A 19,318-nucleotide genomic window follows, 5' to 3' on the forward strand; every position below is an offset into this window, starting at 1 on the left:
AGGGGCGCGGTCAAGAATCGCGCCCCGGGTATGATGTGGCAAACCTATGAACGCGATCCTGCCGGGTCAAGCGCGGTCACGCCGAGATGATGGATGCCAGCTCGGCCTCCAGCGCTGGAGCTGAAATCTCCATCAATTCAGAGGTTTCGGTCCAAAGCAGCGCCGCCCGCACCGGGCGCTGGGGATAAAGCTTGCCGAGCACCGCCCGGTACAGCGCGAGCTGGCGGACATAGCCCCTCGGCGCTTCCTCGGCCCGGCTCGGCGGGGCGTGGTTGGTCTTGAAATCGACGATCAGGACTTCGCGCTCGGTCACCACGAGGCGGTCGATCTGCCCGGATACCAGCGCCGGCCGGTCGCCCGGCCGCTCCAGCCGCCCGACGATCGAGACTTCGGCGCGGCTTCCGGGGGCGAAAGCGTGCGCAAACCGCGCATCGGCGATCAAGGCGAGCGTACTTTCGGCCAGCACCCGCTGCTCCTCACCGGTCCAGCCATCGGCATTGCGGGCCAGATAGGCCAGCGCGGCCTCGCGGCGGCGCCCGGCGGCGACATCGGGCAGCGACTGCAGAAGCCGGTGCACCAGCGTGCCGCGCTGCAAGGCGCGGGCACGCTGCACGAGGGATTCGGCCGTCCGCACCGGATGGCTGTCGCTGTCAGCGGGGTCCGAAGGCCGCAACAGACTTTCCGGGGAAATTTCAGGCTGTGCCGGCGTCAGCAGCCAGTTGGGCAGCACGATCGACGCCGCCGGGGGTGACGCAGCAGCCGGAGCGGCCGAGGGTGCGGACTCCTCGGGCCGCGTATAGCGCTTTACCCGGCCTATGGCGGTCTCGATCTCCTGAAGCTGCAAGGCGGAGCGGTCGAGCCCCTTGGTGATCAGATCGTACCAGGACAGCGGCCGGACACTCTTCATGTTGCCGGGCATGCAGCCGCCGACGATCAGGCGATCGGCTGCGCGCGTCATCGCGACATAGAGCAGGCGGCGGTATTCATCCTCGGTGTCGCCGATCATCGCCGCGCGGGCCGCGACGACCGCGGGCGGATCCTCGGCCTTGCGGCCGGCCCACACCACGACACCGGGCGCATGCGGATCGGCATTGCCCAGCGGCAGGTTGATGAGCTTCAGCCGCTGCGTGTCCGAGGGTGAGGTCGTGGTGTCCACCAGGAACACGACGGAAGCTTCCAGGCCCTTGGCGCCATGCACGGTCATGACGCGGACCTCGTCGCGCGAGATCTCCATGTCCCGCTTCACTTCGAGATCGGCGGTGCGCAACCAGGCCATGAAGCCCTGCAGCGAGGCCGGCGCCTTGCGTTCATAGCTCAGCGCCAGCTCCAGAAACTCATCCAGCGCGTCGTTCGCCTCGTGCCCAAGCCGCCGCAGGATTCGTGCGCGGCCGCCATCGCCGCCGAGCAGCCAGGCATAGAACGCAAACGGCGTTTCGCTGGCAAAGCGGCGTTCGCACTGCTCGAGCCGCCACAGCGCATCCCTCAGCCGGCCATCAGCCGCGGCGCGCGCGGTCAATGCGGCGCGCAACGATCCCTTGCGCTGCCAGGCGATCTTGAACAGGTCGTCATCGTCGAGCCCGAACAGCGGGCTCTTCAGCGCCACTGCCAGCGCCAGATCGTCCTGCGGCAGCAGCAGCGCGTCGGCCAGGTTCATCAGGTCGATGATCGCGATGTGCTCGGTCAGCTTGAGGCGGTCCGCGCCCGCGACCGGGATGCCGGCGTGCTTCAGCGCCTGGATCACGGCGTCAAACGTGTTGCCGCGCCGGCGCACCAAGACCAGCATGTCGCCATAGCGCAGCGGACGGCGGTCGTTCTTGCTTCCGGTCATCGCACCGCTGCCGACCAGCGCCTTGATCTCGGCCTGGATGCGCCGGGCCAGCTTCACTTCGGGGCTGGTCGCGGAGACGCCGTCGAACGGCGCGCGCCAGCCCTCGATATCCTGCCGGTCATCGGCTTCCGCCAGCTCCCAGAGATCGATCTGGCCGGGACCTGCATCGGCCAGCGCGTGATGGATCGGGTTGCCGATATCGACCGCGTGAATGCTGCGATAGATATCCTGCTCGCGGAACACCTGATCGACCGCGTGAAGAATCTCCGGTCCGGAGCGGAACGAATAGGTGAAGGATACCGGATCGAACTTCAGCCCGGCGCCCTCGAACTTCCGCTGCAAGGCGCGGCGGCGCAGGTCGAATTCGCGCGGGGCCGCGCCCTGGAACGAAAAGATCGACTGCTTCTCGTCGCCGACCGCGAACACCGTTCGCACCACGCCGTCGCGCGCGCCGGCACCCGAAGTGAATTCGGAGATGATGTGCGCGACGATATCCCATTGCCGCGGACTGGTGTCCTGCGCCTCGTCGATCAGCACATGGTCGACGCCGCGATCGAGCTTGTAATGCACCCAGCCCGAGGAGACGCGGTCGAGCATTTCCAGCGTCTTGTCGATCAGATCGTCATAGTCGAGCAGGCCGCGCTCCTGCTTCTCACGGCGGTAGTTCGCCGCTGCAGCGGTTGCGATATATAGCAGCGCCTCTGTACGGTCGCGTGCCACCAATGCGCGGCGCCGTTCGATCAGGGGAAGAATGCGGCGGGCTTCCGTTTCGAGCAGCCGGCCAATGGCCGGATTATTGTCACAAAACTTCTTCGTCACCACCGATTTGCGCGGCGTGCGCTCGGTGTCGGTGAGGAACAGGGTGAGATACTGGTCGACCTGCGCGGCGTCGCTGAACACCAGCGCATGGCGCAGCCGCGCCGCCTGGTCCTGATCGGACTTGTTGCCGGTTTCCAGCACCAGTGCGATCTCCGGCCATCGCGCGCGCGGCAGATTCGGCCCGTCGATGATGTCGCGCTCGACGTCTTCGATGCGATCATTGGGACCGACGCCGAGTGCGGCTGAAATCTGCGCGGCGGCCGCCTGCGCGCTTCCGGCGGCATCCGTCCAGGCCATGAAATGATCGCGGCTGAGACAGGCCTCGCGCACCACGTCCTTGAAGGTGACGTCGGCAGCGCTCGCCATCGCCGTCATCAGCGCGCGCCCGGTCGCGCTGTCAGGATTGCGCGACGCCTCGAGGAAAACCGCGAGATTGGCGCGCTCCATCATCTCGTTCTGGTCGCGCTCGTCGAGCACGGCAAACCGCGCCGGCACGTTGGCCTCGAACGGGAACTGCTGCAGCAGCCGCGTGCACAGCGCGTGGATGGTCTGTACCTTCAGCCCGCCCGGCGTTTCCAACGCGCAGGCGAACAGTTTGCGCGCCGATTTGCGCAGGCGTGCGCTGGGATGGGGAATGCCGGCCTCGCGGATCGCTGCATCCAGCGCGTCGTCGTCGAGCGTCACCCAATGGCCAAGCGTGGTGAACACGCGCTCCGCCATGTTGGCGGCGGCGGCCTTGGTGAAGGTGATGCAGAGGATTTTCTCCGGCGCCACGCTATCGAGCAAGAGCCGGATTACCCGCTGCACCAGCACATGCGTCTTGCCCGAACCCGCATTCGCCGAAACGAAGGCGGACGCGGCCGGATCGGACGCGCGCGCCTGCGTCGCACGAACGGCGTCGGGAATGATGCGGGCAGCCTTCACCATTCCTCGATCCCCAGCCCGCCGGCCGCCGACCATTCCTTGATCCGGGCGAGATCGTCATAGGCGCCGTAGCGGTTCGACCACATCGACAGGTTCAGGGAAGTATAGGCGGTCTCCACGTTCTCGAACTTGCGGATTAGTGCCTCGAGCTGCTCACGGGCGTAATCGGCCGCTTCGTCCGGGCGCTGCGGCGTGTCGTTGTTCCTAATTTTCAGTTCCAGCGAGCGCTGTTCGCCGGGCGGATTGTTGCCGCTGAGCCTGACATAGACGAGTTCGCCGACGGATGAACCGGCATGGATATTCTCAAACCCGCCCTCGCGCAGGATCGCGGCCTCCAGCGTCAGTTGCGGCGACAGGCCCATCCGCACCTGCTTGCCGGTCGGCGGCTGTCCGGTCTTGTAATCGAGGATCGCAAAGCTGCCGCCATGGTGCTGCTCGATCCGGTCGGCGCGCGCGGACAGCGTGAAGGTGCGCTCGTTGTCGAGCGGAATCTTGATCTCGCCCCGGATCTCGGCGGCAATCTTCTCGATGTCGTCGCGCCGCGCCTTTTCCCATTCCGCAAACCAGGCGGCGATGCGCTGAAACCGCGGCCACCACAGGGCGCGTGCCTCCGGCCGCTCCATCAGCGGGGCGAAATATTTCTCGCCGATGCCGCGCAGCGCCAGCGCGGGCTCTGGCGGAAGGGCGTCGGCGAATTCTTGCGTGAATTCGCCAAGCGCGTCATGGATCGCCGAGCCGCGGTCGGCCGCCGACAATGGCATGTCGACGGGATCGAGCGGATCGAGCCGCAAAATATACTTTGCGTAGATCGTATAGGGATCGCGCAACCAATCCTCGATCGCCGTGACCGACAGTTTTAGCGGCCGCGTCTCGACCGGCGGCTTCGGCGCGGGCTGCTCGATCGGCTTGACCTCGTCGGGCTGATCCAGTTCGGCGGCGAAGCGGACGTAATTTTCTCCGGCCCCTTTGGCTTCCTCCCAGCGCGCTCCGCCGGCCACCGCCTCCAGGCGGTGCAGGAAGCGCGAGGCAACCGCCGGCGCGCCGCCGACTTTGGCCGAATGGGTGAGAATCACACCCGGCGTGCCCAGCAATTGCGCGAAGTCGTGCGCGGATAGGCCGATGCGCCGCTCCGGCAGATCGAGGCCGAGTTCATGGCGCATCGGCCGGCTCAGCCACGGATCGACCCGCGGCGCCGGCGGCCACACGCCTTCGACCAGCCCGCCGAGAATAACGCGGTCGGATTCGGTCAGCCGCGCTTCGAGCTGGCCGTAGATCTGGAGCTGCGCGTTGGCGGATTCCGGACGCCGCACCATGCGGTCGGCATAGGCGGTCTGGAACACATCGGGGTAGTCGCCGAGCTGAACCATCAGGCCGCTCGGCTTTTGCTCGGCCAGCAGGTCGTCGAACGCCGCTGACAATGCCGAGCCCTGCGCCTCCTCGAAGACGACCGCAATTCCGTTTTGATCCGAAGACAGCGCGATCAGCGTTTCACGATGGCGCAGCGCCAGTCCGGCGAAATCGTACGGCTTCGATGAGCCCATGATTTCCAGCGGCGACAGCGCCTTCTGCAACGCCGCGATCAGCGCCTGGGCCTGGTCGAGTTCGTCATCCCTTAGTTTCGCGCGTGGCTCCGAGGCATGAAGCGAGGAGGTTTCCTTGCGCCGGAGTTTTCCGAGCTCGACGCGGAAACGATCGAAGTCGCGCGCCAGGCCGGCCGTTCCTGCCTGCGGCCGGGTGCCGCGCAGCAGCGCCAGTTCAAGGCTCTCGATGGCATGCTTGAATGCGCCGGATGCGCGGCCAAGCCGAAACAGCGGATGCTTCAGCAGCGCCAGCAACGTCGGCGGCTCCAGCCCCTGGGCGGCTGCTTCTGCGGCGAGGCGGGCAAAGACGCCGCGCGGCGTATCCATCAGCGCGTCGCCGCCGGAATCGTCGAATTCGAGATTCCAGCGCCTCAACGCCGCCATCACCCGCCGTGCCAGCGCGCGATCCGGCGTCACCAGCGCGGCTGATTTGCCGAGGTGCCGCGCCTCACGCATCGCCACCGCAATCGCCAGCGCTTCCATCTCCGAATTGGGGGCTTCGACAACGGCTAGATTCGCCATGCCGGCTGCGATCCTGGCAGACACCTCCGGCTGTGCCAGCCGGTCATGCCATTGCTCGGTCGCCGTCGACGGGCGCATCGTCTCCGATACCAGCACTTCTCGGCCCTGCTGTGCCGGCGTGCCGAGAATTTCGACGTCGCTTCGCTTGATGCCAAAGCGATCCAGCAATCCATGCATCGCGAATTGCGGGTGATTCGAGGAGGGCTGCGTGGTGAACTTGCCCTGCGCGTCCCTGACGCCGCCAATCGTCTGCCAGGCTTCCTCGTCGAGATCGGTGTCGAGCCCCGGCAGCACCACCGCCCCCTGCTTCAGATGGGCTACGGCAGTGAGGAATTTCGCGGTTGCCGGCATCGAACCGGTCGAACCTGCCGCGACCACCGGCCCCTCATGATGTGCGGTCAGGCGCGCGGCCTCCGCCTCAATCAGGCGGTCGCGCCGCTCCGCAGGTTCGATCCGGCCGATTTCCTTTAAGTGCTCCGGCCATGCCTTGCGCGCGATGCGCAGGAATTCCAGCGAGTGCTGCCAATATTTGTCGAACTGGTCGGGCACCAGCCTGTCGAGCGCTTCCCAGGCGACGCCGCGCGTCACCATGTCGTCCATCAGCCGCGCCAGGTCGCCGGCCAGGGCCAGCGTCGAGGCCGGGCCGCCGACCACGAGCGGCGCCGACACCGGGCTCTTCGCCCATGCCGCAACCAGATGCGCCAGCGTCAAGCGACGTTCCAGTTCACCAAGTTTAGGCGGAACGTCGAGCGGCGCGACGCCGCTGAATTGTTCGGAACCTTCAGCAAACGCCAGCTCGTCCTCGTCGATGTCGCCGAGGGCTACGATGCGCGGCAGGATCGCGGCATCGGTCTTCAGCTCATCAAGAAAAATTTCCCGCGCCAGCCGCCCGGCGCGCCGGGTCGGCAAATAGAGCGTTGCCGTTGCGAGATTCAGCGGATCCTTTCGCGCCTCGAATCCCTCGACCAGCCGGCCGTCGACCAGCGCCGCGATGACGGTGCGCAGGAACGGTGCGGAGACGGGAACGCTGAAAACGCGCATGGGCTTCCTGATTCGAGATCAGGGGCAATATAGGGAGGTACGAGGGGCAGGTCATGCGGGTGAGGGCGGCGTCCCCGCTACTCACTGCCAAAGCAGTCCGGGCCCATTCTACTTTGCATGGGGTTGTTTTTGAGATTTTTTGTCTGAGCCCTGCGAAGCTGTCATCACCCGCGAAGGCGGGTGATCCAGTATCCCAGAGACGTTCGTGATCGAATTGAGAGGCCGCAGCGTACGGGATGCCCCGCCCTCGCGGGGCATGACAGCCGTGGATGGAGCCTAAGCCACGCTTTCCAAAAACGCCTCTTCCGCGGCCTGTACCGCGTCCGGGGTTCCGACATGCATCCAGACGCCGTCGAGCCTGAGGCCAAACAATCGCTCCTGCTCGTTGGCGCGGTCGAACATTTTGGTCAGCGAAAACTCGCCTGCCGGCGCGTCGGCGAACAGCGAGGGCGACATGATTGCGGCCCCCGCATAGACGAACGGCACCACCTGGTGTTCGCGCCGCTTGCGCAGCGCGCCATCCGGCAGCATGGCGTAGTCGCCGCGGCCGGCATAGCCGATGCTGCTCGTGGTCGGCGCCATCAAGAGCAGGATGTCCATGCGATCCGGATCGAAGGTTTCGGCGAGCCGCGTCAGATTGGGCCGCACGCCGTCGATCCACATCGTGTCGGCGTTGACGTGGAAGAACGGCTCCTTGCCGAGCAGCGGCAGCGCCTTCACCACCGCGCCGCCGGTGCCGAGCACCTGGTCGCGTTCGTCGGAAATGATGATGCGGGGCAGGGTACGGTTCGCGGTGTGCCGGATGATCTGGTCGGGCAGGTAATGCACGTTGACCACGGCCTCGCCGACGCCGGCACCGGCGAGCTTGTCGAGCACGTGATCGAGCAACGGCTGGCCGGCCACACTCACCAGCGGCTTCGGCATATGGTCGGTCAGTGGGCGCATGCGCAAACCGAGACCGGCGGCAAGGACCATGGCTTTGGTAGGCGTAACGGACATTTTTGGAGTTTCTCGAACCATCAAATCGCGCCGCGGATCATACCACGGCGATTCGCTCGAACCCAGCAACCATGAGGCCTTAGTGGCCGCACATGACGGCCGTACGACGGCCACCGGCGTTTGCCAACTTCAGGCTTCGGCGTCCTCGGCCCCGCGCTTGGCCATTTTCTTCTTCTTGTCGCCCTGCTTCAGGAAATTGACGCCGATCTGATCGCCATTGACCCAGGCCAGCTCGCAGCGCCGATAGGCCAGTCCCGTCGACGACAACAGCAGGAAGAATTCCTTCAGATGCAGGCCCTCGACCGAGCCTTCGACCGTCAGCTTGGCGCCGGTCTCGGAGACGTCTTCCATCACGCAATCACGCCGCCAGGTGCCGTCGATTCCCATCATGTGCGCCGCAAAGCCGCGCTCGAATACGACTCGATCTCCCTTGCGCCGTTCCGCCGCCGCCATGGCCGTCCTTCCGTTTCAAAAAATGCTGGACCACGCCTGCGCAGCGTGCCGGTTCCAGATTAAATGCGGGGTGGCTAACAGGAGGTAAATTAGGGCAGCGGCGGCGGCACGTTGGCGGCATACCATTCGCGAAACGCCGCCAGCGCGGGGTGCGCCAGCGAGCGGTTCAGGTAGGTCCAGATCCGGGGCTGGTGGCGCAGATATTGCGGCTTGCCGTCGCGCCCGTTGAGCCGCGCGAAGGTACCGAGCAGGCGCGTATTACGCTGCGCCGACATGATGGCGTAGAGCTCGGCAAAGCTGGCCGGATCGAACTGGCCATCTGTCGCGCGGCGCGCCTTGATGTAGCGGGTCAAGAGCGACAGCTCGAGTGGTTCGGGGACGTCGATCCGCGCGTCCTGCAGCAGGGAAACCAGATCGTAGGCGGCCGGGCCCAACGCGGCGTCCTGGAAGTCGATGATGCCGACACGTAAAATCCCGGTGCGGTCGTCGAGCCAGATGATGTTGGGCGAATGAAAATCACGCAGCACCCAGGTTCGCGGTGCAGCCGCCGGCTTTTCCAACAGCGTTCTCCACATCGCGACGAATTCGTCGCGTTGTTGCGGACTGACTGCAGCGCCGCGAACCGGCAGATACCATTCGAGCATCAGCCCGATCTCGACCAGCCATGCATCGATATCGTAGACCGGAATATCGTAAGAGCCCTGCGGCCCGAGCGGCGCCGTTTCGGGCAGGGTTTCGCGGTGTAACGCCGCGAGCATGTCGGTTGCCGCCTCATAGCGCGCGGCGATCGGCCTCGGCGGGTCGCCTTCGACGATGCCGGCACTGCCGAAATCCTCTGTGATCAGAAAACCGGAATCGAGATCGGCGTGGCGGATCGCGGGCGCGGAGAAGCCGTGCGCGCGCAGGCCATTGTCGATGGCGACGAACGGCTTGACATCCTCGGCGAGATGAACGGCCGCGCTGTAGGATTTTCCGGCATAGATCGCCGGTCCATCCGGACGGCGCGGCGAATTCATCAGGATGGATGTACCGTCGTCGCCGATCAGGCGCGCATAGGAGCGCGTCGAGGCGTCGCCGGGCATGCGCTCGCGCGCTGCGTCCGGGAAGCCCGCCTCAGTGAGAAATTTGCGCAAGCTGCTTAGTCGCGCCACCTGCGCCGCTGCCTTGCCATGGCCGGTGATTTCGGCGGCCCGCGCGCTCGATCCGAGCGCGGGACGATGGCTGAAGGCGATGTCGATGCGATCTTCGGGCAGCGCGTCGGGTGCGCGCTCCGGCCACTCGATCAGCGCCAGCGTGCCCTCCGGCAGCGGCGACAAGCCGATTTCCTCCAGCTCGCTCGAATCGTTGATGCGGTAGAGATCGGCGTGGACAATCGGAAACGGCAGCTCGTAGCTCTGCGCCAGCGTGAAAGTCGGGCTCGGCACTTCGAGCGCGGGATCGTCGGCGAGATAGCGGATCATGGCGCGCGCCGCCGCGGTCTTTCCCGCGCCGAGATCGCCCGATAGCGTGATGACGTCGCCGGGGCTGACCAGCAGCGCGAGGTCGGCCATCAGATGCGCCGTTGCCGCCTCGTTCGCCAACGCCACTGTAAATGTCGCGGGCGCGGTCATTCGGCAGCGTTACGGTGGGCGTTCTGGTCGATCGGGAAATCGCAGGTGACGGTCGTGCCTCTGCCGACGATCGAGTCGACGCGGACCTTGCCGCCATGCAGTTCGACGAACGAGCGTACCAGCGACAGGCCGAGGCCGGCGCCGCGGTGGCGCGAGCCGTGGGAGTGGCTCTCGAACCAGTCGAATACCTTGTCTTTCACCTCGGCGGGAATGCCGGGGCCGGAATCGGAGACGGTGAAGATCACGCGATGCTCGGTTCGCCGCGCGCTGATCGTGACCGCGGCATCGTGCGGCGAGAACCCGACCGCGTTGGCAAGCAGGTTATAGAGCACTTGCACCACGCGCCGCTCGTCGCCGGTGAAGTTGCCGATCTCAGGATCGATATCGACCTTGAGCTCGATGCGGTCGGTCGCCAGCCGGTCCTGGATGCCTTCGGCGGCGGCCTGAATGGCTCCTTCGATATTGACCGGGCCGAGCTCGAGCTTCATGGCGCCGGCATCGATGGTGGCGAGATCGAGGATGTTGTTGGTGAGCGCGAGCAGCGCGTTGGTCGACTTGGTGACGTAGTCGAGATACTCGGCCTGCTTTGGCGTCAGCGGGCCGGTCGAGGGGTCGCTGAGGAAATGTGCGAAGCCTATGATGGTGGTCAGCGGCGCGCGCAGCTCGTAGGACACGTGGTGGACGAAATCCACCTTCATCTGGTCGGCGGCTTCCAGCGCCTCGTTGCGCTCGCGCAGCGCGCGCTCGACGTTTTCGGTGTCGGTGATGTCCTGGAATGTCAGAAGGGTCGCGCCGTCGGGCAGCGGCATGGTCATGCAATCCAGCACGCTGCCGTCCTTGCGCTCGAGTTTCAGCGCCACCTGCGCCCGGTTCTCGATCGCGGTGATCGCCTCGCGCAGCGCCCGCCAGGTCAACGCGTCGTCGAACAGCGGCTTGCACCACGCTTCCACGGTCTCGATATGGGGCTGTTCTTTGAGCGATTCCGCCGAGAGCTTCCACATTTTCAGGAAAGCGGGATTGAACAGTTCCACGCGTCCGTTGCTGCCGAACACCGCGACCGCTTCAGCCAGATTGTCGAGCGTTTCATGCTGGACCCGGGTCAGCCGGTCATAGCGGCGCGCGAGATCCAGGCTTTCGGTGACATTGTCGAACAGATAGGTGACGCCGCCTTCGAGGTTCGGCGTGGTGACGACGCTGACGGCGCGGCCGTCGGGCAGAAACCAGGTGTAGTTCTCCGGCTCGACGGCGCGGTAGGCTTCGTGGAGCTTGGCCTTCCAGGCGCGGAAATCCGGTTGCTCAGGCAGTTTGCGCGCCGCGCGCAGCCGGTCGAGCACGCTTGAATCGTCGGGGTTGGAATCGAGGAAAGCCTGATCGAGGCTCCACAGCCGCCGGTAGGATTCGTTGTAGAAGGCAAGCCGTCGCTGGCCATCGAATACGGCAACCCCCGACGACAACTGGTCGAGGGTGCGGCGATGGGCTTCCGCCATCCGCTCCATGGCGTCGCGCAACTGGGTGGCCTCGCTGGCGTCGATGGCGATGCCGGCGCTGCCGCCGCCGAGCTTGAGCGCCTGAACGTCATAGATGCGCCGCTCGCCGCCGACCACGATCGGCAGCCGCGCGGCGTAGGTGGAATTGTCGTTCAGCACCCGGCCCATCTCGGAGCGCTGGTCGTTCTCCAGCAGCTCGAGGTTGCGGTAGATCGTGTCCGCGACGCTTGCGCCTTCGGTGGCCCGCACATAGGCGGTGTTCGCGTAACGCAGATTGCCCTCGGCGCTCTTGGCCCAGATCGGCCAGGGCGCCGCGGCGGCGAAGTCGCGCAACAAATCGGTCTCCTCCAAAAGCGTCCTGTAGCGGAGATTGGATTCGGCGAGCTCCCGGCGCAAGCCGCCGAGTTCGCGAATCCGCACAATGGCTTGCCCCCCAATGGCGCGGCCCATCGCTTCGATGGCGCGGCCGTTCGAGGTGGAGAGGTTGAGCAGAAAACCTTCGCCGGCCTCGCGCAGCGCGTCGACCGCACGGTCCATCCGCAGCGCCGGTTCCGGCGGCAGCCAGGTTCCAAAGGCGAGAATGCGTTGCGTCGAATTCGACAGTGCGTCCTGCGAGATCAGAAGGGAAGTGTCGCCGCTGATCTGGGGCCGGTCGTCCCCCGCGGCCCAGGCGATCAGGATCTGGGGCTCGGCGAACAACAGCGCGCGCAGCCGGTCGGCTTGTACCTGCAGATCGGCGATGTCGGAGCGTAGGTCGAGTTCGATCCTGGTGGCCCGAATGCGCGTGCGCATCAGCAGGATTGCGGCCACCACGGTAAAGCCGAGCAGCGATAGCGCCGCCGTCAGCACCGCGAACTCCTGGTGATTGAGGTCGAGCAAGGCGGAAATCGCCTGCGTGATGGTCAATTCGTCGGCCAACGCGGGCTCAGGCAGCGCGGAGAGAGCGGTGGCGAGCGCAATCATGCCGTGGCGCGCCAGTGAGGTGCACGACAGCAGGGTTCGACGCATCGCAGCGACTACGCCCGACATTATTTGCCCCAAGAACGCATGACTGCAGGCACCACCCCCAGCGCATAATCCGCCAAAATGTGAGCGGTTTGCGTTGAGATTATGCGCCGACTAAGGATTGAGCGCGCCCGGACACAAAACCGGACCCCACTTTTGCTGGTCGCGCTCTACACGAATCGGGTCGAGAGTATCCCCTTCGGAAGCCGACCGGTAAGAGTCCAGACCGTGAACGCAAAACTGCCTGTGAAAAAATCAAGGCGGCATCGTTCCGAACCGTTCAAACCGAACGATTCAGCGGCCGGTCGAGCCAAAACCGCCGCTGCCACGGCCGGTTGCCGTCAGCGAAGTAACGGGAACCAGTTCCGCTTGCACCACAGGCGCGATCACCATCTGCGCGATGCGCTCCCCGCGCTTGATTGGGAAGGGCATATCGCCGTGGTTGATCAGGAGCACGTTGATCTCGCCGCGGTAATCGGCATCCACCGTGCCGGGCGAATTCAGCACCGTGACGCCGTGTTTGGCGGCAAGCCCGGAGCGCGGCCGCACCTGCGCCTCATATCCGGAAGGCAACGCGATCGTGAGCGCGGTCGGCACCATCGCGAATTTTCCGGGCGGGAGGATCAGCGGCGTATCCGCCGGCACCGCCGCGAGCAGGTCGAGCCCGGCGGCATCGGCGCTCTGATAGGCCGGCAGTGCGAGACCTTCGCCATGTGGCAGTTGGCAGACGTCGACCTTCACCATCACGCTCACGAATTCTTCTCCACGGTCTGCGCAATCTTCGCCACCAGTTCGGCTGCGACCTGTTCCTTGGTCATCACCGGCCAGGACTCCACCTTAATGCTGTTGACGTTGATCTCCTCGCCATCGCGTGTCAGCAGGTGAACGGTGTTGCGATCGCCGCCCATCACGCCGGTGGCAGGCGAAACGTCATTGGCGACGATCCAGTCGCAGCCCTTGCGCGCGATCTTGGCTTTTGCGTTGTCGATCAGATGTTCGGTCTCGGCGGCAAAGCCGATCACCAGCGGCGGACGATTCTCCTTCAACTTCGAGATCGTCGCCAGAATGTCGGGATTTTCCACCAGTTCGAGGTGCGGCATACCGACGGACGTCTTTTTCAGTTTCTGCTCGCCTTCATTGGCAACGCGCCAGTCGGCAACGGCGGCTGCGAAGATCGCGATGTCCGCCGGCAAGGCGGCTTCCACCCGATGCAGCATGTCACGCGCCGATTCGACCCGGATCACCGTGACGCCGGGGGGATCGCGCAAGTCGACCGGGCCGGACACCAGCGTGACGTCCGCGCCCGCGGCCTGTGCCGCGGCGGCGATGGCAAAACCCTGCTTGCCGGAGGAGCGGTTGGCGATATAGCGCACGGGATCGATCGCCTCGTGCGTCGGGCCTGCCGTAATCAGCACGCGCTTGCCCGCGAGCGGACGCGGTCGCGGCGGGCGCAGGATGTCGATGGCGGCGGCGGCAATCTCGACCGCCTCCGACATCCGCCCGATGCCGGCCTCATTGGACTCAGCCATTTCGCCGGCGTTGGGGCCGATCATGTGAATGCCGTCGCGGCGAAGCTGCATGACGTTGCGGCGGGTGGCTACGTTGTTCCACATCAGGGGGTTCATCGCAGGCGCCAGCAGGATCGGCCGGTTGGCCGCGAGCAGGATGGCGGTAGCGAGATCGTCGGCATGGCCGTGTGCCATCTTCGCCATCAGGTCGGCGGTGGCCGGCGCCACGATGATCAGATCGCATTCGCGCGCCAGCCGGATATGGCCGGCGTCGAATTCGCTCTCGGGGTTGAACAGGTCCGTATAGACGCGCTCATGCGACAGCGCGCTGGTCGAAAGCGGCGTGACGAATTGCTGGGCGGCCTTGGTCAGCACGCAGCGGACGTCGATGTGTCGTTCCTTCAGCCGCCGGATCAGTTCCAGCGACTTGAACGCGGCAATACCGCCGCCGATGATCAGGGTGACGTTCCGTTCGCTGGAAGCACTGACCGATCGCACTGCCTGTGCGGGGACGTCTGCGGAGCGCGGTGAAGTGGTGCCGCCTGATAGTTCGGGGCGCCCTTGGATTAGTTCTCCCAGGATGACCCGGACTTCCTCTTCGACGGAGCGGCCGTTTCCGGCCGACCGGAGCCGCAGATAGGCTTTGACGGCTTCATCGAGCTTTCGGATGGTCAGGCTGGCCATAGGGCGGCCTCCGGGAAAATTTTGCAGTCAATGCTAGCAGATCATGCTAGCATTGCAATCACAACTGCAGGATCGCAAACAGAATTCCGATGAAGGTCGCTGCAATGATCCAGAGCGCCACCGTGCGCCAGCGGCTCTTGCGGCCTTCGGCCCTACCCAGGGCCGCAACAGTCTCCGGCGACAGCGTCAGGCCCTCGCGGGTCATCTTTTCCAGGTTCTCGATCACGGCAACCGCCCGCGAAGCGATCGCCGGCAGGCCCGTCATCACCCGGCCGAGTTCGCCGGCGCCGGTCATGGCCCCCTGAACCCGCCCGAGCGGGCCGAGATTGCGCTCGATCCATTCGCGCACCACGGGATCGGCGACCTTCCAGATATCGAGCTTGGGGTCGAAGCCGCGCGCGACGCCTTCGACCACCACCATGGTCTTCTGCAGCAGGATCAGTTCGGGCCGGGTCTGCATGTCGAACAGGCCGGTGACCTCGAGCAGCAGGGTCAACAGCTTCGCCATCGAGATTTCTTCGGCGGTGCGGTTGTGGATCGGCTCGCCGATGGCGCGGATGGCCTGCGCGAAATTTTCCACCGAATGATGCCCCGGCACGTAGCCGGCCTCGAAATGGACTTCCGCAACGCGGCGGTAGTCGCGCGTGATGAAGCCCAAGAGAATTTCGGCGAGGAAGCGCCGCTCCTTCACGCCGAGCCGGCCCATGATGCCGAAATCGACCGCCACCAGCCGGCCGGTGTCGTCCAGAAACAGATTGCCGGGATGCATGTCGGCATGAAAGAAGCCGTCGCGCAGCGCGTGGCGCAGGAAACTCTGGATCACCTTGCGGCCGAGGTCGGGCAAATCGACCTGCGCTGCTTCGAGGCGCGCATGGTCGTTCAGTGCGATGCCGTCGATCCACTCCATCGTCAGCACATTATGAGTGGTGCGGTCCCAGTCGACCACCGGCACGCGGAAATCCGGATCGTCGCGGGTGTTCTCCGCCATCTCGGACAGAGCGGCAGCCTCAAGCCGCAGGTCCATCTCCATCGCGACCGAGCGCGACATCGTGTTGATGACCTCGATCAGCCGCAGCCGCCGCGCTTCGGCCGAATGCGCTTCCGCGTTGTGCGCGACAAAGAAGAAGTCGGAGAGGTCGCGGCGAAAGCGCGAGGCGACGTTGGGCCGGAGCACTTTTACGGCAACCGGCTGGCGCACGCCGCCGCGATCGATCTCAGCGCGATGCACCTGCGCGATGGACGCGGCGGCAACCGGCGGGCCGAGGCTGACAAAGGCCTTCGCCAGAGGGCGTTCCAGCGACTGTGCGATCACCGCTTCCGCTTCACTTTGCGAAAACGGCGGCAGCCGGTCCTGCAGGCTTTCCAGGTCGCGCGCCATCGCAACCCCGACCACGTCGGGGCGGGTCGCCAGAAACTGTCCGAGCTTGAGGTAGGCCGGTCCCAGCCGCGTCAGTGCGCGGGATAGTCGCGGGCCCGATTTGGCGCCGGGCCGTTCGATCAATCGCGCCAGTCGCAGCGCGAGCTGCCCGGGCGCCGGCACCAGGCTCGGATCGACGACGCCGAACACGCCCTCGCGCGCGAACACGTAAGCGGCGCGGACAAGCCGCGCGATGTGGGTCGCCGCAGAAATCACAAGCGCCAGCCCGAATGCAGCGCCACGATCCCGCCGGAAAGGCTTTCCCACTTCACCCGCGCAAAGCCGGCGCCGCGAATCATCTCGGCAAACACATTGGGCCGGGGGAACTTCCGGATCGATTCGACGAGGTACTGATAGGATTCGGCATCGCCGGTCACGGCGCGGCCGAGCGGCGGGATCACCCTGAACGAGAACTGGTCGTACAGCCAGTCCAGTCCGGGAACGTCGACGGTGGAGAATTCCAGACAGAGGAATCGGCTGCCCGGCCGCAGCACGCGATAGGCCTCGCGCAGCGCCGCATCGATCCGCGGCACGTTGCGAATGCCGAAGGCGATGGTGTAGGCGTCGAACGAACGATCCGGGAAAGCCAGCGTCTCGGCATTGCCTTCGACGAAAGACACCTGATGGTCGAGATGCTGCGCCAGCGCGCGGTTGTGGCCCACTTCGAGCATGTCCGTATTGATGTCGCAGACGGTGGCGCGGAAGCCAAAGCCTGCGGCCTTGGCCGCGCGGAAGGCGATGTCGCCGGTGCCGCCGGCGACATCGAGCAGCGCAAACGGCGCATCACTTTTCGGCGGGTTGAGCGCCGTGATCATGACGTCTTTCCAGACCCGGTGCAGGCCCGCCGACATCAGGTCGTTCATCAGGTCATAGCGCCTTGCCACGCTGTGAAACACGTCGTTCACCAGCGTCTGCTTGTCCCCTAAGGGCACGTCCCTGAAGCCAAAATGGGTGGTTTGATCCGGCCGATCCATTAGATGTACTCCACTACCGGACCATAGCGCGCCCGTCGCATTGGCGCTATCACGTCACCTCCATAAGGTGAATGCCTGCATGCCTGAATTGCCCGAAGTTGAGACCGTCCGCCGCGGCCTGCAACCCGCCATGGAGGGGGCGAAAATCCTCAAAGCGGAAGCCCGGCGCAAGGATTTGCGGTTTCCCTTTCAAAAAGACTTTATCGCGCGGCTGGAGGGCCAGACCGTGACCGGCCTTGGCCGCCGCGCCAAATACCTGATGGCGGATCTTACCTCCGGCGACGTGCTGCTGATGCATCTGGGCATGTCCGGCTCGTTCCGGGTGCTCGATGGCGGCGCTAACAATGCGCCCGGCCAATTCCACCATCCGCGTAGCGAGGACCGCGCGCATGATCACGTGGTGTTTCACATGTCGTCGGGCAGATCTGTCGTGTTCAACGATCCGCGCCGCTTCGGTTACATGAAGATTATTGCCCGCAACGTGCTGGAGGATGAACCGCTATTGAAGGGTCTCGGTCCGGAGCCGCTCGGCAACGAATTCGACGCCGCGATGTTGGCGCGGTCCTGCTTCAACAAGAAGACCAGCCTGAAGGCTGCGCTGCTCGACCAGCGCGTGGTTGCCGGCCTCGGCAATATCTACGTCTGTGAAGCGCTCTACCGCTCACGTCTCTCGCCGCGCCGGTTGGCGGCGACGCTGGCAACGAAGAAGGGCGAGCCGACCGACCATGCCGGGCGGCTGGTGAATGCAATTCACACAGTGCTCAATCAGGCCATCAAGGCCGGCGGCTCCTCGATCAGCGATCATCGGCTGACCTCGGGTGAGCTCGGCTATTTCCAGCACTCGTTCCAGGTCTATGACCGCGAGGGCGAAAAGTGCCAAACTAAAGGCTGCGGCGGTGTAGTGCGACGCTTCGTACAGAACGGCCGTTCAACCTTCTGGTGTCCGAAATGTCAGAAATGACCATCACGCCGACGATCGAAACGAAGCGACTGATCCTGCGGCCGCTCGCGCTGTCCGACGCGCCGGCGATCCAGCGCCATTTCAACAACTGGAATATCATCCAGCATCTCGCATCGATTGTCCCCTGGCCATATCCGGAGGATGGCGCGACGACTTTCATCACGAGAGAGTTGGAGAGGGTCGCCGCGGGGGAAGAGATCTATAATTGGATGCTGGTGCTGCGCGGCGGTGATGGTGAGGCGATCGGGAATATTCGCTTTCATCCGAGGTCGGACAGTACGAAGGGCAACCGGGGCTTCTGGCTCGCGGAGCGTTATTGGAATCAAGGCCTGATGAGCGAAGCCGTCGCGGAGGTGAACAATTTCGTCTTCGGCGTACTCGGCCTCGAGGTTTTCTACGTCTGTAACGCGGTAACCAATGAGGCGTCGCGCCGGGTCAAACAAAAGACCGGCGCCGAATTGGTCGGCTACACTGAGCTTGCCCATCACAACGGTCAGACGCTGGCGGAACGATGGCGTGTGACGCGGGAGCAATGGCTGCGTCGGAACAGGTAGGCCACCCGGTCGGCGCGAAGCGCCGCCGGATGACAGGCTCCGCGGAGCAATCCAGCGGGGCTGGTTGGCTGGATTGCTTCTGCCTTTGCTACTCAAGCTACGGCGGACAAGTCGCGCGCTCCCCGCGTCGCTGGCAGGGTTGTCAGTTTCGTGCCTGCACCCTCAGGAATAGCGCGGTGTCGTTCACGATGGAGGTGAGCGCAGCCACTGTCGGAAGTCTCGTGGGTCTTTCCCTTTCCACGAACTTCCCGATGATCGGTTCGTCGCCGGCGACCTCGACGTTGCCCAGCCGCGTTTCGATCCACTGCCAGAGATCTCGGATTTCCTCGGCAGATTTGCTGCCTGGCGCGTATTCGCAGACCGCAAGGCCGGCCGTCAGCGCGTCCTGGTGATCGTTCCGCATCATGATGATGGGGCGGGCAACTATATCGTCGATATCCAGCGCGGCCTCATCGCTCAGCAGGTTTTCCGCGCCGGCGAGGCGCGCCGCGCCCCGGATTGGGGCTTGGTTCAGGACATAGGCGAACGGCTTTTTCCACGCCCTGATACAGCTGAGCGTCGGGGCGGTTGCCTCGATGTCGGCAATGCTCGGACGGGTCGGAATCAGGCAGAAATCGGCATAGCGAATCGCTGAAGTGGTCGCGGCGGTGATACCGCCGGCGGTATCCACGATCGTCACCGTCACGCCCTCGCGGGCGAGTGATTGCAGGCGTTGTTCGACCTCCCTGGCGGCGTAGACCGGCTCGACGACCGGCGCGGCATAGGGGCGCCGGCGCCGCCAGTTCGAAAGGGTGCCCTGCGAGTCCGTCTCGATCAGGCGGACATTGTGCCCGGCCCGGATGGCGGCAAGCGCAAGGCTGATGGCGAGCGTGCTTTTGCCGGAGCCACCCTTCTGGGTGGCCAATACGATCGTCTGCATTTCAGATCCTTTGGATGGCTTTCGAGCATTTGG

Annotated in this window: 12 protein-coding genes and 1 pseudogene; 2 read left to right on the forward strand and 11 right to left on the reverse strand. The window is 65.0% G+C overall.

What is annotated here, in order from left to right:
- Window positions 1-44: 44 nt before the first annotated feature.
- From addA to ubiE, 10 genes and pseudogenes are all read right to left on the reverse strand, one after another.
- Window positions 45-3,574, reverse strand: a pseudogene (gene addA, locus LMTR3_RS18170) (double-strand break repair helicase AddA).
- The gene (addB, locus tag LMTR3_RS18175; RefSeq protein WP_065746408.1) at window positions 3,568-6,714 is read right to left on the reverse strand and encodes a double-strand break repair protein AddB; all 3,147 of its coding nucleotides are present in this window, start codon (window positions 6,712-6,714) and stop codon (window positions 3,568-3,570) included. The pseudogene addA and the gene addB overlap by 7 nt, the downstream one beginning before the upstream one ends.
- A 276-nt stretch (window positions 6,715-6,990) precedes the next feature.
- Window positions 6,991-7,713, reverse strand: a complete 723-nt coding sequence (locus tag LMTR3_RS18180; protein ID WP_065746409.1) for a nucleotidyltransferase family protein — start codon at window positions 7,711-7,713, stop codon at window positions 6,991-6,993.
- A 129-nt stretch (window positions 7,714-7,842) separates the two neighbouring features.
- A complete protein-coding gene (locus LMTR3_RS18185; protein ID WP_057844762.1) occupies window positions 7,843-8,166 on the reverse strand; it encodes a PilZ domain-containing protein in 324 nt (107 codons plus the stop codon).
- Between the two features lie 89 nt (window positions 8,167-8,255).
- Window positions 8,256-9,776: a tRNA (adenosine(37)-N6)-threonylcarbamoyltransferase complex ATPase subunit type 1 TsaE gene (tsaE, locus tag LMTR3_RS18190; protein WP_065746410.1), complete on the reverse strand. Its 1,521-nt coding sequence runs from the start codon at window positions 9,774-9,776 to the stop codon at window positions 8,256-8,258.
- On the reverse strand, window positions 9,773-12,292 hold the full coding sequence (locus LMTR3_RS18195; protein ID WP_065746411.1) for a sensor histidine kinase: 2,520 nt from the start codon (window positions 12,290-12,292) through the stop codon (window positions 9,773-9,775). The genes tsaE and LMTR3_RS18195 overlap by 4 nt, the downstream gene beginning before the upstream one ends.
- Window positions 12,293-12,562: 270 nt before the next feature.
- Window positions 12,563-13,012 carry a dUTP diphosphatase gene (gene dut, locus LMTR3_RS18200; protein ID WP_502686650.1) on the reverse strand — a complete coding sequence of 150 codons (450 nt, stop codon included), beginning with the start codon at window positions 13,010-13,012 and terminating at the stop codon, window positions 12,563-12,565.
- Between the two features lie 5 nt (window positions 13,013-13,017).
- A complete protein-coding gene (gene coaBC, locus LMTR3_RS18205) occupies window positions 13,018-14,460 on the reverse strand; it encodes a bifunctional phosphopantothenoylcysteine decarboxylase/phosphopantothenate--cysteine ligase CoaBC (RefSeq protein ID WP_065746413.1) in 1,443 nt (480 codons plus the stop codon).
- Window positions 14,461-14,518: 58 nt separating this feature from the next.
- Entirely contained in the window at window positions 14,519-16,093 is a 1,575-nt protein-coding gene (gene ubiB, locus LMTR3_RS18210) for a 2-polyprenylphenol 6-hydroxylase (protein WP_065746414.1), read from the reverse strand.
- Entirely contained in the window at window positions 16,090-16,851 is a 762-nt protein-coding gene (ubiE, locus tag LMTR3_RS18215; protein WP_065746415.1) for a bifunctional demethylmenaquinone methyltransferase/2-methoxy-6-polyprenyl-1,4-benzoquinol methylase UbiE, read from the reverse strand. The genes ubiB and ubiE overlap by 4 nt, the downstream gene beginning before the upstream one ends.
- Before the next feature lie 79 nt (window positions 16,852-16,930).
- Here ubiE and mutM point away from each other — a divergent pair, with 79 nt between their 5' ends.
- Together mutM and LMTR3_RS18225 are read left to right on the forward strand one after the other, a co-directional pair.
- Window positions 16,931-17,812 (forward strand): bifunctional DNA-formamidopyrimidine glycosylase/DNA-(apurinic or apyrimidinic site) lyase, encoded by an 882-nt coding sequence (mutM, locus tag LMTR3_RS18220; protein WP_065746416.1) that lies wholly within the window; start codon window positions 16,931-16,933, stop codon window positions 17,810-17,812.
- Entirely contained in the window at window positions 17,809-18,366 is a 558-nt protein-coding gene (locus LMTR3_RS18225; RefSeq protein WP_065746417.1) for a GNAT family N-acetyltransferase, read from the forward strand. The genes mutM and LMTR3_RS18225 overlap by 4 nt, the downstream gene beginning before the upstream one ends.
- Before the next feature lie 142 nt (window positions 18,367-18,508).
- Here LMTR3_RS18225 and LMTR3_RS18230 read toward each other — a convergent pair whose 3' ends face one another.
- On the reverse strand, window positions 18,509-19,285 hold the full coding sequence (locus LMTR3_RS18230; RefSeq protein WP_065746418.1) for a nucleotide-binding protein: 777 nt from the start codon (window positions 19,283-19,285) through the stop codon (window positions 18,509-18,511).
- Between the last annotated feature and the right edge of the window lie 33 nt (window positions 19,286-19,318).

It is taken from the genome of Bradyrhizobium sp. LMTR 3 (assembly GCF_001693485.1).
Classification (GTDB): domain Bacteria; phylum Pseudomonadota; class Alphaproteobacteria; order Rhizobiales; family Xanthobacteraceae; genus Bradyrhizobium.

What these genes read in the sequence shown, in the direction of transcription:
- ubiE (WP_065746415.1), bottom strand. Translation starts at nt 16,851, where the DNA reads ATGGATCGGCCGGATCAAACCACCCATTTTGGCTTCAGGGACGTGCCC.
- LMTR3_RS18185 (WP_057844762.1), bottom strand. Translation starts at nt 8,166, where the DNA reads ATGGCGGCGGCGGAACGGCGCAAGGGAGATCGAGTCGTATTCGAGCGC.
- coaBC (WP_065746413.1), bottom strand. Translation starts at nt 14,460, where the DNA reads ATGGCCAGCCTGACCATCCGAAAGCTCGATGAAGCCGTCAAAGCCTAT.
- addB (WP_065746408.1), bottom strand. Translation starts at nt 6,714, where the DNA reads ATGCGCGTTTTCAGCGTTCCCGTCTCCGCACCGTTCCTGCGCACCGTC.
- dut (WP_502686650.1), bottom strand. Translation starts at nt 13,012, where the DNA reads ATGGTGAAGGTCGACGTCTGCCAACTGCCACATGGCGAAGGTCTCGCA.
- LMTR3_RS18225 (WP_065746417.1), top strand. Translation starts at nt 17,809, where the DNA reads ATGACCATCACGCCGACGATCGAAACGAAGCGACTGATCCTGCGGCCG.
- LMTR3_RS18180 (WP_065746409.1), bottom strand. Translation starts at nt 7,713, where the DNA reads ATGTCCGTTACGCCTACCAAAGCCATGGTCCTTGCCGCCGGTCTCGGT.
- LMTR3_RS18230 (WP_065746418.1), bottom strand. Translation starts at nt 19,285, where the DNA reads ATGCAGACGATCGTATTGGCCACCCAGAAGGGTGGCTCCGGCAAAAGC.
- LMTR3_RS18195 (WP_065746411.1), bottom strand. Translation starts at nt 12,292, where the DNA reads ATGTCGGGCGTAGTCGCTGCGATGCGTCGAACCCTGCTGTCGTGCACC.
- tsaE (WP_065746410.1), bottom strand. Translation starts at nt 9,776, where the DNA reads ATGACCGCGCCCGCGACATTTACAGTGGCGTTGGCGAACGAGGCGGCA.
- mutM (WP_065746416.1), top strand. Translation starts at nt 16,931, where the DNA reads ATGCCTGAATTGCCCGAAGTTGAGACCGTCCGCCGCGGCCTGCAACCC.